Source organism: Flavobacterium undicola (assembly GCF_009909155.2).
In the GTDB taxonomy this organism is placed as follows: Bacteria; Bacteroidota; Bacteroidia; order Flavobacteriales; family Flavobacteriaceae; genus Flavobacterium; species Flavobacterium undicola.
This window is the reverse complement of record NZ_JAAAPM020000015.1, coordinates 22,510-37,369: the sequence shown is the minus strand read 5'-3', so window position 1 is coordinate 37,369 and position 14,860 is coordinate 22,510. Positions and strand designations below refer to the sequence as shown.

Annotated in this window: 15 protein-coding genes; 11 read left to right on the top strand and 4 right to left on the bottom strand. The window is 33.2% G+C overall.

The features are described from left to right. Positions 1–61: 61 nt before the first annotated feature. The gene (gene katG / locus GTZ96_RS10230) at positions 62–2,278 is read left to right on the top strand and encodes a catalase/peroxidase HPI (protein ID WP_181033172.1); all 2,217 of its coding nucleotides are present in this window, start codon (positions 62–64) and stop codon (positions 2,276–2,278) included. A gap of 82 nt (positions 2,279–2,360) precedes the next feature. Here the strand turns inward: katG and GTZ96_RS10225 are convergent, their stop codons facing one another. Beyond that, positions 2,361–2,987 (bottom strand): carbonic anhydrase, encoded by a 627-nt coding sequence (locus tag GTZ96_RS10225; protein ID WP_161643738.1) that lies wholly within the window; start codon positions 2,985–2,987, stop codon positions 2,361–2,363. A 229-nt stretch (positions 2,988–3,216) separates the two neighbouring features. Here GTZ96_RS10225 and GTZ96_RS10220 point away from each other — a divergent pair, with 229 nt between their 5' ends. Next, the gene (locus tag GTZ96_RS10220; RefSeq protein WP_128194061.1) at positions 3,217–3,441 is read left to right on the top strand and encodes a CDGSH iron-sulfur domain-containing protein; all 225 of its coding nucleotides are present in this window, start codon (positions 3,217–3,219) and stop codon (positions 3,439–3,441) included. 295 nt (positions 3,442–3,736) lie between these two features. Here the strand turns inward: GTZ96_RS10220 and GTZ96_RS10215 are convergent, their stop codons facing one another. From GTZ96_RS10215 to GTZ96_RS10205, 3 genes are all read right to left on the bottom strand, one after another. Continuing rightward, complete coding sequence (locus tag GTZ96_RS10215; protein WP_161643736.1) at positions 3,737–4,825, bottom strand: DUF695 domain-containing protein; 1,089 nt, start codon at positions 4,823–4,825, stop codon at positions 3,737–3,739. A gap of 171 nt (positions 4,826–4,996) precedes the next feature. Continuing rightward, entirely contained in the window at positions 4,997–6,859 is a 1,863-nt protein-coding gene (locus GTZ96_RS10210; protein ID WP_161643734.1) for an ABC-F family ATP-binding cassette domain-containing protein, read from the bottom strand. Positions 6,860–6,917: 58 nt separating this feature from the next. Next, complete coding sequence (locus GTZ96_RS10205) at positions 6,918–7,898, bottom strand: T9SS C-terminal target domain-containing protein (RefSeq protein ID WP_161643732.1); 981 nt, start codon at positions 7,896–7,898, stop codon at positions 6,918–6,920. A gap of 399 nt (positions 7,899–8,297) precedes the next feature. Here GTZ96_RS10205 and GTZ96_RS10200 point away from each other — a divergent pair, with 399 nt between their 5' ends. The 9 genes from GTZ96_RS10200 (at position 8,298) to ftsY (ending at position 14,742) form a co-directional block, all read left to right on the top strand. Then, entirely contained in the window at positions 8,298–9,596 is a 1,299-nt protein-coding gene (locus GTZ96_RS10200) for a dihydrolipoamide acetyltransferase family protein (RefSeq protein WP_161643730.1), read from the top strand. A gap of 116 nt (positions 9,597–9,712) precedes the next feature. Next, the gene (locus tag GTZ96_RS10195; protein ID WP_161643728.1) at positions 9,713–10,483 is read left to right on the top strand and encodes a 3'-5' exonuclease; all 771 of its coding nucleotides are present in this window, start codon (positions 9,713–9,715) and stop codon (positions 10,481–10,483) included. Positions 10,484–10,562: 79 nt separating this feature from the next. Further along, a complete protein-coding gene (locus GTZ96_RS10190; RefSeq protein WP_161643726.1) occupies positions 10,563–11,174 on the top strand; it encodes a fumarylacetoacetate hydrolase family protein in 612 nt (203 codons plus the stop codon). Then, positions 11,174–11,518 carry an Hpt domain-containing protein gene (locus tag GTZ96_RS10185; RefSeq protein ID WP_161643724.1) on the top strand — a complete coding sequence of 115 codons (345 nt, stop codon included), beginning with the start codon at positions 11,174–11,176 and terminating at the stop codon, positions 11,516–11,518. The genes GTZ96_RS10190 and GTZ96_RS10185 overlap by 1 nt, the downstream gene beginning before the upstream one ends. Before the next feature lie 105 nt (positions 11,519–11,623). After that, entirely contained in the window at positions 11,624–12,877 is a 1,254-nt protein-coding gene (locus GTZ96_RS10180) for a competence/damage-inducible protein A (protein ID WP_161643722.1), read from the top strand. 74 nt (positions 12,878–12,951) lie between these two features. After that, positions 12,952–13,188, top strand: a complete 237-nt coding sequence (rpmB, locus tag GTZ96_RS10175) for a 50S ribosomal protein L28 (protein ID WP_035660225.1) — start codon at positions 12,952–12,954, stop codon at positions 13,186–13,188. Positions 13,189–13,218: 30 nt separating this feature from the next. Next, positions 13,219–13,401: a 50S ribosomal protein L33 gene (gene rpmG, locus GTZ96_RS10170; RefSeq protein ID WP_035660223.1), complete on the top strand. Its 183-nt coding sequence runs from the start codon at positions 13,219–13,221 to the stop codon at positions 13,399–13,401. A gap of 79 nt (positions 13,402–13,480) precedes the next feature. After that, the gene (locus GTZ96_RS10165; RefSeq protein ID WP_081824680.1) at positions 13,481–13,633 is read left to right on the top strand and encodes a DUF4295 domain-containing protein; all 153 of its coding nucleotides are present in this window, start codon (positions 13,481–13,483) and stop codon (positions 13,631–13,633) included. 128 nt (positions 13,634–13,761) lie between these two features. Further along, on the top strand, positions 13,762–14,742 hold the full coding sequence (gene ftsY / locus GTZ96_RS10160; RefSeq protein WP_161643720.1) for a signal recognition particle-docking protein FtsY: 981 nt from the start codon (positions 13,762–13,764) through the stop codon (positions 14,740–14,742). The last annotated feature ends 118 nt before the right edge of the window (positions 14,743–14,860 follow it).

Sequence of the window (14,860 nt, the reverse complement as noted above, 5' to 3'; positions counted from 1 at the left end):
ATAGTGAAATTTGCGTAAATTAGCATTGCAACTTTAAGAAAATTATAAAAGATAAATAATTATGGAAAACACAAACAATTCAAACGGTGGAGGCAAATGTCCGTTTTCAGGAGGTGCTCCAAAGCAAAGCGCGGGTTCGGGTACAACAAATAATGACTGGTGGCCAAATCAGTTAAAACTGAACATATTACGTCAGCATGCGAATTTTTCTAATCCAATGGGAGCCGATTTTAATTATGCTGAGGAATTTAAATCGCTTGACTTAGCTGCTGTAAAAAAAGATATTTTTGATTTAATGACAAGCTCTCAAGACTGGTGGCCTGCTGATTATGGACATTATGGACCATTCTTTATTCGAATGGCATGGCATAGTGCAGGAACTTATCGTATAGGTGATGGTAGAGGAGGAGCAAGTTCAGGTTCACAACGTTTTGCTCCATTGAATAGTTGGCCCGATAATGTTAATTTAGATAAGGCTCGATTGCTGTTATGGCCAATTAAAAAGAAATATGGAAAGAAAATTTCATGGGCTGATTTAATGATATTGGCAGGAAACTGCGCTTTAGAATCTATGGGATTGGAAACTTTTGGTTTTGGAGGAGGACGTGAAGATATTTGGGAAACCGAACAAGATATTTATTGGGGAGTAGAGGCAAAATGGTTAGATGATCAACGTTATACAGGAGATCGTGAATTAGAAAATCCTTTGGCTGCGGTTCAAATGGGATTGATTTATGTAAATCCGGAAGGGCCAAACGGAAATCCAGATCCAGTGGCTTCGGCAAGAGACATTCGAGAAACTTTTGGTCGAATGGCAATGAATGATGAGGAAACAGTTGCTTTAGTAGCAGGAGGACATACTTTTGGAAAAACACATGGTGCCGCTGATCCTGGTCAATATGTAGCTGCTGAACCAGCAGGAGCGGGTATTGAAGAACAAGGTATGGGATGGAAAAACACCTTTGGCAGTGGAAGTGGTGAAGATACTATATCGAGTGGACTAGAAGGATCCTGGACAACTACACCAACAAAATGGAGTAATAATTATTTTGAAAATCTTTTTGGTTTCGAATGGGAATTGACCAAAAGTCCAGCAGGAGCACACCAATGGAAACCTAAAAATGGTGCAGGATTAGGAACTGTTCCCGATGCACATAATCCATCAAAAAGTCATGCACCAACGATGCTTACTGCCGATTTAGCTTTACGGTTTGATCCAATTTATGAAAAGATTGCGAGAAATTTTTATGAAAATCCGGATCAGTTGGCTGATGCTTTTGCTCGTGCGTGGTATAAGTTAACACACCGTGATATGGGGCCAATTGCCCGTTATCTTGGGTCAGAAGTGCCTAAGGAAGAATTAATTTGGCAAGACCCAATTCCAGCTGTAACTCATAAACTAATTGATGCCACTGATGTTTCTTCGCTTAAAGCAAAAATACTAGATTCAGGATTGTCTGTGTCTGAGTTAGTATCGACTGCCTGGGCTTCGGCATCTACTTTTAGAGGTTCAGACAAACGTGGGGGAGCCAATGGTGCCCGCATTCGATTAGCTCCTCAAAAAAATTGGGAAGTCAATAATCCAGCGCAATTAACCAAAGTAATTTCAAAATTAGAAGGAATTCAAGCGGCATTTAACGCTGCGCAATCAGACGGAAAGAAAGTTTCACTTGCTGATTTAATTGTTTTGGGAGGTGGTGCAGCCATTGAAAAAGCTGCAAATAGTGCAGGACATAAAATAGCTGTTCCATTTTCAGCAGGAAGAACTGATGCAACCCAGGAACAAACTGATGTAGCATCTTTTGCTGTTTTAGAGCCTATTGCTGATGGATTCCGTAATTATTTGAAAACAAAATATACTGTATCAGCCGAAGAATTATTTGTTGATAAAGCCCAATTGATGACACTTTCAGTTCCTGAATTAACGGTATTAATAGGCGGAATGCGTGTGTTGAATACTAATTTCGATCAATCAAATCTGGGAGTATTTACTGCTAGTCCAGAAGTATTGACTAATGATTTCTTTGTGAATTTGTTGGATTTTGATACCACTTGGAAATCGACTTCAGGAGATCAAGATGTTTTTGAGGGTCGCGACCGAAAATCAGGTGCAGTGAAATGGACTGCAAGTCGTGTTGATCTTATTTTTGGTTCTAATTCTGAGTTGAGAGCTATTGCTGAGGTTTATGGATGTGCTGATTCTAAAGAAAAATTCGTGAAAGATTTTGTGGCAGCATGGAGTAAAGTCATGAATTTAGACCGTTTTGATTTGGTTTAGTTTTTATATTTAAATTGAAAAATCCCATCTCGTTCTAAAAAATGAGATGGGATTTTTTTTGTAATTCTAGCTCAGAATCGAGTTAGACTATTTTATAAATTTTGGTAATATCTTTTAAGATTTCATCAAAATCAATTTTCAAGTCAATTAATTCTCCTGAGTGAATGTCAAAAACCCAACCATAAACTTTTAGATTACGTTCTGTATTTGCTTTTTGTACTTCGGCAGTTTTAATCACATTAATACATTGTTCTTGCACGTTTAATTCAACAAGTCTTTTGTATTTTTCTCCTTCGTTAGTAATAGCATCAAGCTCTTTTCTGTGAATTCGATACACATCTCTAATATTTCTCAACCATGGATTAAGGATTCCTAAATCAGATTGTTGCATTGCAGCAAGAACACCACCGCAACCATAATGGCCGCAAACTACAATGTGATTTACTTTTAAACTAGTTACAGCATAATTAATAACAGACATCGAATTCAAGTCGGTATTAGGAACCATATTAGCAATGTTTCTGTGAACAAAAACTTCACCAGGTTGTAAGCCCATAACTTCTTCGGCAGTAACACGACTATCAGAACAACCAATATAAAGGATTTCAGGTGATTGTCCAGCGCCTAATTTGTCAAAATAAGCAGGGTCGGTTTGCAGTTGTCTAGCTATCCACTTTTTGTTGTTTTCAAAAATTTGTTTGATGTCCATGTTTTGTATTTTTTTTCAAATATAAGGGGTAATTGTAATGAAAAAAAGAAGACTCTTGTAATCTCACAAAAAAGCCCCAAGTTTTTATATTGCTGTATGGAAGTGTTAAGGTTTTACTGTTAGCTAAAATATATTCAATATAAATTAGCTTTTTGTATTCTAAAAACAGGATTATAGTTTGAGCTTTCAGGATATATTTTGCAATCTTTGAACTCAAAAAAAAAGCTATATGAGTAAGACAAAAGTAATAATCAATAATAATGGTTCAATAAAAATTGAGGGTGATTTCGAAATTATGGACTGTGATGGAAACGTTTACGGATTAGAAGGAAGAACAGCTTTAGGACTTTGCCGTTGTGGATTATCTTCTAACAAACCTTTTTGTGACGGTTCTCACCGTAATAATTTTGCACATGAACCTAAGGCATTTGATTTGCCACCAATGAAAAAATAAAATTTCACATTATATAAAAAAGCTGCATTATGAAATGCAGCTTTTTTGTTTCTCTTTTAAGATTAGTAAAGAATTTTATCCTTCAATTTTTGCAGAAAGTTCAAACCAGCGTTCTTCTTTGGTTTCCATCTTATTGATGATGTTTTCCAGTCCTTTTATTTTTTTAAAAATAGTATATTTTTACACAAAGATTCACAAAGTAAAGCACAAAGAAAAAAATATTGTAATTCCGTTGTAGTTTATTGTGTTTCTTCGTTGTGGACACGAGTAATATGTTTACTGGGAACATTTAATTTTAATTGTATCTTTTAAATGATTGCCAATATTTGTCTTTGTAAATGTGATAATCGATTTGAAACTTCATCGAATACTTTTGTTGGGTATTGAAAAATACTTTTGAAGTTTGGCGAAAATCTTTGCAAGCAAAATAAATTTCTCTTTCTCCATTTGCAGTTTCTCTACCGATGTTTAAATAACCATCAAAGTCTTTTAATTCTTGCATTATTTCTTCTTCAATTTCATTTAACGTTTTATAGTCATTGTCATTTGGCATTCCATTATTGTTTTTTCCATTATATTTTAGTTTGAATATAGCAATCCAAGGATGTGATGCTTTATTATTCCAATTTAATAATTCGTCATTAATTACAGCTAATAATTTATTTCCGTTTTCTAATTCTGCTTCAAGAGCGATATAGTTATCATTTTCAGTATTATACCGAACACCTTCATATTTTTCTATAAATTCTTTTTGTCGCCAAATTAGAAAGTCTTTTAGTTTTGTAATTGGAACAAGTTCTTTTTGTGCTTCTGGTTTTCCAATTATTGTAATTTTGTCGATATTATTTATAAAATCAAGTTCTCCTAAATAATTTTCTATAAAAATATAAGTACCATTTATTATTGTTGTTCTGTTTTCTTGATTTAAGTCGTTATGAATGATTGTGATGTCAATTTCGTCTGGGTATTCATTTAGTTCATTGTCGTAAAAATAAATGTTTTCGGAATTAAAGGTATAGTCAGCCATTTTTATAGCTGTATCATTGATATTGGAAGAAGGTTTTAGTGCAGTAAATCTCCATTGTTCTATTTTAGGAGCACTTGCAATTAATTCTTCTGCGAATACCACATTTTTTATATTTCCATCAACGGTAATAATTAATTCGGCAGTTTCGTTATTATACATGCCAGTTAAAAAGAAAAAACCTTCTTTTAGTTCCTCTAGTTTAGGGGATAGTTTATTAAAGAATCCTTTTTCGATGTTGTTATGATTTTTGACTATTTCAAAAAAAACTTTTTCGTTTTTTTGAAACCAGTTCCAAAAGTCTGAATATGATTTTATGGGTTCGTCTTTTTTACGGAAGATACTTTTTATGAAATTCATTATTTGTCATTTTTTTGTTTTCAAATATATTAAAAAATCTTACAAATTGATGAGTTGGATTTTATTTGTTCTACGTTTGAGAATAATACAGAAACACCCACAACAAAATAAGTTTTGCTGTGGGTGTTTCTGTATTTAAAAAATTAATTAACCGTCTTAATTGAATACTGATTATCCTTCAATTTTTGCCGAAAGCTCAAACCAGCGTTCTTCTTTGGTTTCCATCTTATTGATGATATTTTCCAGTTCTTTTGCTTTTTTCTCGATGTCTACGTCAGCTATTTTTCCTTCTGAAAATAATTGTTCGATTTTAGTTTTTTCGATTTCTAAATCTTTAATTTCTTTCTCTATTTTTTGATATTCTTTTTGCTCGTTAAAAGTGAGATTTCCTGTTGGATTTTTTTGTTTCCATTCCTTTTTCTCAGTTTTATTGTCCTCTTTTTGAGCTACATCGGCACTGTCTTCATAGCTTCTAAAATCGGAGTAGTTTCCAGGGAAAGTTTCAATTTCACCTTGTCCTCTAAAAACAAATAACTGATCTACAATTTTATCCATAAAATACCTATCGTGAGAAACGACAAGTAAACAACCAGGGTAATCCATCAAAAAACTTTCCAGAACGTTCAATGTTACGATATCCAAATCGTTAGTAGGTTCATCCAGAATTAAAAAGTTGGGATTCTGAATCAAAACGGTACATAGATATAAACGTTTCAGTTCGCCACCACTCAATCGGTCTACAAAATCATATTGCTTTTTGGAATCAAAAAGGAAACGCTCCAATAATTGGGAAGCCGAAATTAATCGTCCTTTCATTAACGGGATAAATTCTCCGTACTCTTTAATGACATCAATAACTCGTTGTCCCGGTTTTGGGTTGATTCCGCTTTGAGTATAATAACCAATTTTTATGGTTTCGCCAATAATTACTCTTCCGCTATCAAGAGGCAAGGTTCCGGTAACTAAATTTAAGAAAGTTGATTTTCCTGTTCCGTTTTTACCAATAATTCCAATGCGTTCTCCAGGTTGAAAATCAAAACTAAAATGATCTAAAATCACATGATTGTTGAATTTCTTAGAAATTTTATGAAGCTCGATAATCTTGCTTCCCATGCGTTCCATGTTGATTTCGAGTTCTACTTTGTTTTCTTTACGGCGACTTTGTGCTTTTTCTTTAATTACATAAAAATCATCCTGACGCGATTTAGATTTGGTTGTTCTGGCTTTCGGTTGGCGACGCATCCATTCTAATTCTTTTACAAACAAGTTTTGTGCTTTGTCTACACTCGCATTTTCAGAAGCGATGCGTTCTTCTTTTTTCTCTAAATAATAAGAGTAATTTCCTTTATATTGGTATATTTTTCCGTTGTCGAGTTCGATGATTTCGTTACACACACGCTCCAAAAAGAAACGGTCGTGCGTAACCATAAACAAGGTGATGTTTTCTTTAGCAAAATAAGACTCTAACCATTCAATCATCTCTAGGTCTAAGTGGTTGGTAGGCTCATCTAAGATCAATAAATCAGGACGGTTAATCAAAATAATAGCTAGAGAAAGACGCTTTTTTTGTCCTCCAGAAAGATTTTTTACTTTCAGTTTAAAATCTTCCAGCTTTAATTTGAACAAAATTTGTTTGTATTGGGTTTCAAAATCCCAGGCATTATGCTGATCCATTCCATCAAAAGCTTTTTGATAGGCTTCTTCGTCTTCTGGATTTTCTAATGCTTTTTCGTAAGCTTCAATGATCTTTAAGGTTTCATTGTCGGATGCAAAAATACTTTCTTCAATTGTCAATTCATCTTGTAAATTATTGTCTTGAGAAAGAAATGCCATTCGGATGCTTTTACGCAAGATAACCTGCCCAGTATCAGGTTCGTCAAAACCATTGATGATGTTCATTATGGTTGTTTTTCCTGAACCATTTTTGGCTATAAAGGCAATTTTTTGGTCTTTGTTGATTCCAAAAGAAATGTTTTCAAAAAGGGTTCTTTCTCCAAAAGATTTGGATATATTTTCGACAGATAAATAATTCACAGCTGTAATTTTTTTGGCAAAAGTAAGCTATTAAATAACTAATTGCGAATTGTTTGTTTTAATCCGTTTTGAATTTATCAAGATAATGCGATAAATAACGGCTTAAATCCAGTTGATGTAATTTTTGAGGAACATTGATAATCGGTTTTCTTTCAAAATTTTCATTGCTGAGGTAATAGAGTAATCCATCATGAGTACTGATGCCTTCTATTTGATGGAAAGGTAATTTTAATTTAATTTTTCTCTTATTGCCCGAAAAGAAATTGAAGTCTTTAAAATCATATAAAAGATATAAAAATGGAGCCAATGATTTATCGTATCCACACAATACAACTAGGTTTTTTTGCGGCAAATAAGTAGCTCCAGTAATTAATCCTTTTGTGTCATAGCTTTCTTTTAGTCTTGCAATATAATTTCCGGGTATTTTAGGTAATGCATATACGCTAGTCTTTTTTTGTTCCCACTGTTTTGTAAATAGGTAGATGCTATCGGTAGTGGCAATAAAAGCTTCACAATCAAAATTAGTGGTATTGGGTTTTGTATTGGAAAAGTCAGTTTGATTAGAATAAGAAAATGAAATCGTATCTATTATTGGAATATTCGATTTAAGAGATTTTTTTTCAATTCTTAAAATATGCAAATCTTTGTTGTTTCCAGAAACGTTATTTCCAAAATCGCCTATATAGAAATAACTACTGTCTTGTGTAATTTCTTCCCAATCTCTATTGATTACATTCTTGAGTTGGATTTGGTTTTTAATAACTCCCGTGCTGTCAATTCCATAGATAGTGGTATCTGTATCGTCATTGATAGTCCATAAAAGATTTTCGCTTTGTACTAAACCGGAAGTTTCTTTTAATACATTATCTAAAGGTACAGAATAGCTCGGTTTTATTTTGACAACATCATATTTACAACTTCCGTCATTAATGGTGGCCAGCGGGTTGTAGTTTTTAGAAAGCGAATCAGTACAACCTAAAATTTGTGATTGGATTTGGCTAATTGAAAATAGGAAGAGTAATAAGAATGCTTTTTTCAATGGGATGCAATAATTTAGGAATAGGTTTATTTTGTTATTCAAAAGTAAGCGATTTTTATGGATTGATTATTTAATCATCTCAATTCAGGCTTTCGTATTTTTAAAAAAATGACTATTTTTAGAAGTGAAAAAATGAAAATAACAGTTTTGCTATCGTCATTACATAGGTTTGAGTTAATTTATTGTAAAAAAGAATCAGTTAGTGCGCTTGTTTTTTTGTCGAATTGGTAAAAAACGATGTGTTTCGGATTTGATTTTTATTAATAATTTGATTATTGTTTTGAAAATGAGTTGCTTGTTATAATTAATGTAGGAAAGCTGCATTTAATATAATTTATGTTTTAAGAATTTAGTAATTTCGCAAACAGAAATTAAAAAACTACCTTTTAGGTTAACAATATGGCAAGATTCGAATTAAAGCTTCCAAGAATGGGAGAAAGTGTCGCAGAAGCAACCATTACAAACTGGTTGAAACAAGTAGGCGATAAAATTGAAGCCGATGAGGCAGTGCTAGAAGTTGCTACCGATAAAGTAGATAGTGAAGTACCTAGCGAAGTTTCGGGTGTTTTAATAGAACAATTGTTTTCAAAAGATGATTTGGTTGAGGTAGGACAAACTATTGCAATCATTGAAACAGAAGGAGAGGATGAAGATGCACAGATTGAGATTGAAGAAACAATAGCACCAGAAATAATTGAAGAAGTAACAAAAACAATTGAAATTGCAAAAGAAAGTGTTGCTGCTCCAACGATAACGAATAGTAATTCGGAAAAATTCTTTTCGCCATTAGTAAAAAATATTGCTGCTGCCGAAGGTATTGGAATGGCCGAATTAGAGCAAATTCCCGGTACAGGAAGTGATGGAAGAGTAACTAAGAATGATATTTTAGAATACCTGAAAAATAGAACTGAGGCTCCTCAAGCTGAAGCTGTAAAAGAAGTTGTTGAGGCTGTTCCATCAAAATCGACTGCACCTGTTTCTATAAGTGGTGGAGACGAAATTATTGAAATGGATAGAATGCGCAAGTTGATTGCGGGTTATATGCAGGCTTCGATTCAAACTTCGGTACACGTACAATCTTTTATTGAGGTTGATGTGACTAATATTGTAAAATGGCGCGATAAACATAAAAACGAGTTTGAAAAAAGAGAAGGGGAGAAATTGACTTTTACACCTATCTTTATGGAAGCCGTGGCCAAAGCGTTGAAAGATTTTCCTGGAATGAATATTTCAGTTGATGGCGATTATATCATTAAAAAGAAAAATATCAATCTGGGTATGGCAGCTGCTTTGCCAAATGGTAATTTGATTGTTCCTGTAATAAAAAATGCCGATCAGCTGAATTTGGTAGGTATGGCTAAGGCAGTGAATGATTTAGGAATTCGTGCTAAATTAGGGAAACTAAAACCAGACGAGACTAAAGGCGGGACGTATACGGTAACGAATGTGGGTTCTTTTGGAAGTGTTTTTGGTACGCCAATTATCAATCAGCCGGAAGTAGGGATTTTAGCATTAGGTGCTATCCGAAAAGTACCAGCAGTAATAGAAACTCCAGAAGGAGATTTTATTGGAATTCGTCAAAAAATGTTTTTAACACATAGTTACGATCATCGTATAATTGACGGAGCTTTAGGAGGTATGTTTGTAAAAAGAGTTGCCGAATATTTAGAGGCTTTTGATATTACCAGAACAATATAGTTTTGAAATTTTCATAAACAAACCCGATAGTTTTCAAAAAGCTGTCGGGTTTTCTTTTTATAACTCTTGTTTAAATTAAACTCAAAACTTTATATTTGTAGCTATATATTATAAAAATGGAATTAAAACTCAATAGACCGATTTGCTTTTTTGATCTTGAAACTACAGGAATTGATATTGGAAAAGACAGAATTGTGGAAATCTCAATATTTAAAGTTTTTCCAAACGGAAATAAAGAAAGCAAAACCTGGCTGGTGAATCCTACTATTCCAATTCCACCGCAAACTACCGCAGTTCATGGAATTACTGACGAAAAAGTAGCTAATGAGCCTACTTTTAATGAACTGGCTACTCAGGTTTACAATATGATAAAAGACAGTGATTTGGCTGGATTTAATTCAGATCGATTTGATATTCCGCTTTTGGCAGAAGAATTGCTTCGTGCGGGAGTGGACTTTGATATGAAAAACAGAGTGTCTGTTGATGTTCAAACGATTTTCCATAAAAAAGAAGAGCGTACTTTGAGTGCTGCTTTAAAGTTTTATTGTGGTCAAAGTTTAGAAAATGCCCATTCGGCAGAAGCAGATACAATGGCAACTTACGAAATATTGAAAGCACAATTAGAGCGTTATCCTGATTTAGAAAACGACATGAAATTCTTATCTGAATTTACAACCAGAAAAAAAATAGCTGATTTTGCCGGAATGATTTCTTTTGATAAAGATGGAAATGAGATATTTACTTTTGGAAAACACAAAGGAGTAAAAGTGGATGTTATTTTAGAAAAAGAACCGGGTTATTTTAGTTGGGTTCAAAATGCTGATTTTCCTTTGTACACTAAAAAGGTATTGACAGCAATAAAATTAAGAAAGTTAAATACGAAATAAGTTGGGAGTAAGGAGTTGGAAGTTAGAAGAAGTTTGTTCTAACTTCCAACTTCCTACTTCTAGCTCCTAACTCAAAAAAATGAAAATAATTTGTATTGGTCGCAATTATGCGAATCATATCGAAGAATTACAAAACGAACGTCCGACTGAACCTGTCATTTTTATCAAGCCAGATTCGGCGATATTGTTAAAACAACATCCTTTTGTGCTTCCTGAATTTTCAGAAGATGTACAGCATGAAGTTGAGGTTATTGTTAAGATTAATAAAGTAGGGAAGTACATCGATGCCAAATTTGCTCATAAATATTATGATGAGATAAGTGTGGGGATTGATTTTACTGCTCGAGATTTGCAAAATACCTTAAAGGCAAAAGGTTTGCCTTGGGAAAAAGCAAAAGCTTTTGATGGTTCGGCTGTGATTGGTGATTTTTTAAAGAAAGAACAGTTTAGTTCGTTAGAAAATCTTACTTTTGAATTGAAAAATAATAATCAAACCGTTCAGGAAGGTAATGTAAATATGATGTTGTGGAAAATAGATGAGTTAATTGCTTATGTTTCACAGTATTTTACTTTAAAAATTGGAGATATTATTTTTACAGGAACTCCTAAAGGGGTGGCAAAGGTAAATCCAGACGACGTTTTGGAAGGATATTTAGAAGGACAGAAACTATTTAGAATACAAATAAAATAATGGCTTTAAACTATAACTTAGCAAAAGTATACGCAATTTCTGATAATGATACAGAATTTGTAAACGAAATTCTAACCTTGTTTGTAAATGATGTTCCAGAAGATTTGGCGCAAATTAAAGAAGGGATTAAGAAGAAAGATCATAAGCATGCCTATGCTTATGCACATAAAATCAAGCCAACTTTAGACTTGTTGGGTATGACGGTAGCTTTTGAGGAAATTCTTCAGGTAGAAGCCTGGACTAAAGAAGAAGGCAAAAGAAAAGATATTGAACATACTTTTGATAGTATAAAAACTCAGGTTAAAGAAGCAATTAAGGAGATTAAGAAAGACTTTGATTTATAATTTTAGGTCTCCAATTTTTTAAATAAAAAAACAACAAGAATCAACATTCAATTTTTTTGAATGTTGATTTTATTTTATAAGGATTTTAAATTATCAGATTAATAGATGAAAGCAACCATTGTTACTATAGGAGATGAGATTTTAATAGGACAAATTATAGATACTAATTCGGGGTTTATTGCAAAATCCCTGGACAAAATAGGAGTAGAGATTCATGAGATGATTTCTATTAGTGATGATAAACAACACATCTTAGATACTTTTGTAAAATTGCAAAACAAGGTCGATTTGGTCATTATTACTGGAGGTTTGGGGCCAACAAAAGATGATGTCACTAAAAAAACATTCTGCGATTATTTTGAAGATGAGTTAATTGTAGATCAGGAGGTTTTAAAGCATGTTACACAGTTAATTGAAGGTTTTTATAAGCGTACTATTACCCAAATCAATAAAGATCAAGCATTAGTTCCATCACGTTGTACCGTACTTCATAATCAGGTGGGGACAGCTCCGGGAATGTGGATGAAAAAAGAAAATACGGTTTTTGTTTCGCTGCCGGGAGTTCCTTTTGAAATGAAATATTTGGTAGAGAATGAGATAATTCCAAAGGTTGTCAAAGAGTATGATCGTCCTTATATTATCCATAAAACGATTCTTACGTATGGACAAGGCGAAAGTATGGTGGCGGAACGAATTGAAGATTGGGAAAATAGTTTGCCTGAATTTATTAAGTTAGCTTATTTGCCAGCTCCGGGAAGAGTGCGTTTGCGTCTTTCGGCAAGAGGAAAGGATAAAGAAGAATTAGAAAAAACAATTGATTCTTATGTGGTTTCTTTAGATGCTATTATCAATGATATTATTGTTGGTTTCGAAGAAGATGAAACGATTGAGGTTTTAGTAGGTAAAATGCTGAAAAAACAGCAGAAAACCATTGCTACGGCTGAGAGTTGTACAGGAGGTCAAATAGCGGCAAGTTTATCATCGGTAGCGGGTGCTTCTAATTATTTTAAAGGAAGTGTGGTTTCTTACGCAACTGAAACTAAGATAACTGTATTGGGGATTCCAGAAAAATTAATCGAAGAATATTCGGTTGTAAGTGCTGAGGTGGCTAAAGCCATGGCGTTGAATGTTAAGAAGCTATTAAACACGGATTACGCAATTGCAACAACAGGAAATGCCGGACCCACAAAAGGAGATGAAAAAGCCGAATTAGGGAGTGTTTTTATTGCTTTGGCAACTCCAAATGAGGTAATCGTAGAAGAGTTTAATTTTGGTCAACCACGTGAGAAAGTGATAGATAGAGCATTGATTAAAAGTTTAGAAATACTAAAGAAAGAAATTTTTAAAAATGTCTTGTAATTTTTTTGTTTGAACCGTTTATTTTTCTTTTCTTTGCACCCTGATTTTGAATAACGATATAAAAGATAAGTATAATGTCAAGAGTTTGTGACCTTACAGGTAAAAGAGCGATGGTAGGAAATAACGTTTCTCACGCTATGAATAAAACTAAGAGAAAGTTTTCTGTAAACTTAGTTAAAAAGCGTTTTTATCTTCCAGAAGAAGATAGATGGATTACTCTTAGAGTAGCAGCATCTACGATAAAAACAATTAATAAAAATGGAATTGACGCTGTTTTGAAAAAAGCACAGTCTCAAGGATTTATTAAATAATCTTTATTTCCTAAATAAATATATAGCAAGATGGCAAAGAAAGGTAATAGAATCCAGGTAATTTTAGAATGTACTGAGCACAAAGCTTCAGGCGTAGCGGGTACTTCAAGATACATAACAACAAAGAACAAGAAAAACACTCCAGACAGATTGGAAATTAAAAAATTCAACCCTGTATTGAAGAAAGTAACTGTTCACAAAGAAATTAAGTAATAATTAGAAATTTTAATGCAAAATCTCAAAATGCTTACATTTAGAGAGAGTTTATTAAAATTCAAATAACATTTAAATCATGGCAAAGAAAACCGTAGCATCGTTACAAACTTCTTCTAAGAGATTATCAAAAGCCATTAAAATGGTTAAATCTCCAAAAACTGGCGCATATACTTTCGTAGAAACTATCGTTGCACCTGAATTAGTTGATGAATTCTTGAAAAAGAAATAATTAATAAAAGCATATATAGAAAAGCTACTTTCTTCAGGAAGTAGCTTTTTTATTTTCTATATTTACTCTTTGAAAGTGGTATTAGTATTTATTGGCTAATCCCTCTTGTTATTAATACTGTATATACGATGAGTTTTTTTAAAAGAATATTTTCTACAGAGAAAAAGGACCCGAGCATAAGCGAACAGGCGAAGCAAACCTTAGATAAAGGTCTGGAAAAAACAAAAACTACTTTCTTTTCTAAACTAAGTAAAGCAATAGTAGGGAAGTCTAAGGTTGATGATGATGTTTTGGATAACTTAGAAGAAATTCTTGTTTCTTCTGATGTAGGTGTTGATACTACTTTAAAAATAATAACCCGTATAGAAAAACGTGTGTCTGAAGACAAGTATTTAGGTACTTCAGAACTAAATCAAATTCTACAAGAAGAAATTGCAGCTTTGCTTTCAGAAACTAATACTGGTGAAGCAACTGAATTTGTAATTCCGGTTAATATAAAACCATATGTTTTAATGGTTGTTGGAGTTAACGGAGTGGGTAAAACAACTACTATTGGAAAACTGGCTTACCAATTTAAAAAGCAAGGTTACAAAGTGGTTCTTGGGGCAGCCGATACTTTTAGAGCTGCTGCTATTGACCAATTACAAATTTGGGCTGATAGAGTTGATGTGCCAATTGTAAGACAGAATATGGGTTCTGATCCAGCCTCTGTCGCTTTTGATACATTACAATCAGCTGTGGCACAAGATGCCGATATTGTAATTATTGATACTGCAGGACGTTTGCATAACAAGGTTAATTTGATGAATGAATTGTCAAAAGTAAAACGCGTAATGCAAAAAGTAGTTGCCGATGCACCTCATGATGTGTTGTTAGTTCTTGATGGTTCAACCGGTCAAAATGCTTTTGAGCAAGCCAAGCAATTTACTGCTGCAACCGAAGTAACTTCATTAGCTGTGACTAAACTTGACGGTACTGCCAAAGGTGGTGTTGTTATTGGAATTTCAGATCAATTTCAAATTCCTGTAAAATACATTGGAGTTGGTGAGGGTATTGAAGATTTACAAGTCTTTAATAAATTTGAATTTATCGATAGTTTCTTTAAATAAAAAATAAATATGTTTTCTTCATTTAAAAATATAACGCCTGTAGCTTTCTATTTTGCAAGTGTTATCAGTTTTGTTTTAGCCAATGTTTTAAAAGATAAAAGTTTGTCTTTTTATTATA